At 69.0% G+C, this 1,121-nt stretch carries 1 protein-coding gene; it reads left to right on the plus strand.

What is annotated here, in order from left to right; genetic code table 11:
- Positions 1-236 precede the first annotated feature (236 nt).
- On the plus strand, positions 237-1,121 hold an 885-nt coding region (locus tag HUK84_RS19505), incomplete at its 3' end, for an LptF/LptG family permease (protein WP_176641687.1).

Raw genomic sequence — 1,121 nt, forward strand, 5'->3', positions numbered from 1 at the left:
GCTCGCCCGTCCTGCCGCCGGACGGGCTGGCGGACCAGGCGGCACCGCGCCGGAACGCGGCCCATCGACCCGGTGTTTGACGGCCGGAAACCGGTTGCCTATGATGCCTGCCCGTCCGGAGACAGGGTGCGCGCGGCCCCGATGCCTGGTCCTGGCCGCGCCGGGACGGACCTGCCGGGACCGACAGCCGGAATTCGGCAGCCAGGATCGGCGCGCATCATGGACGGTATGCCCCTTTGATCATTCGGACCTATCTGCTGCGTGAAATCGGCAAGCCGATGGCGGCGATGCTGAGTATCTGCATGGCCCTGTTCGCCAGCTACAGCGCGGCCGATTTCCTGTCCGAAGCGGTCAACGGCCTGCTGTCCGCCCATACGATCCTGACCCTGGTCGCGCTGAAGCTGCTGATCGGGCTGGAAGTGCTGGTGCCGGTCTCGCTGTACCTGTCCATCGTGCTGGCGCTGGGCACGCTGTACGGCAATTCCGAGATCACGGCCCTGCATGCGCTGCGCGTGACTCCGGGGATGATGCTGCGCCATGTCATGGTGCTGGCCGGCGCCGTCGCCCTGGCGGTGGGCAGCCTGTCGCTGATCGTCCGGCCCTGGGCCTATCACCGGCTGCACGACCTGTCCCAGGCCGCCGCCCTGACTCTGGATGTCGACGCGATGCAGGCCGGCACCTTCTATGTGGTGCAGAACGGCGCGCGCGTGATCTTCCTGACCCGCCGCCAAGGCCCCGGCACGCCGGCGCGCGACGTCTTCGTGCGGATCCGCCACGCGAAGGAAACCCAGATCATCCACGCCGAACTGGGCTTCCCGACGGAAGACGGCCCGGCTGAAAACGGTCAGGTGGCAAAAGGCCCGGCGGAAAAGACCCCGCCGGAGCGCCTGGTCGTGCTGCGCAACGCCCATGTCTATGACATCGCCACCCAGCCAGGCGGCCAGGACCGGATCATGACGGTGCGCGCTCTGACCCAGGATCCGAACCGCCATCAGGCCGCCACGCCGGGCTATAGCTCGGTGGCCGCCGGCAGCCTGCGGATCGCCCGCTCGCACGACGCCGCCGACGTGGCGGAATTCCAGTGGCGGCTTTCGACGCCGCTCACCACCCTGCTGCTGGCG

Origin of the sequence: Nguyenibacter vanlangensis, assembly GCF_013376155.1 — a bacterium.
GTDB lineage: Bacteria > Pseudomonadota > Alphaproteobacteria > Acetobacterales > Acetobacteraceae > Gluconacetobacter > Gluconacetobacter vanlangensis.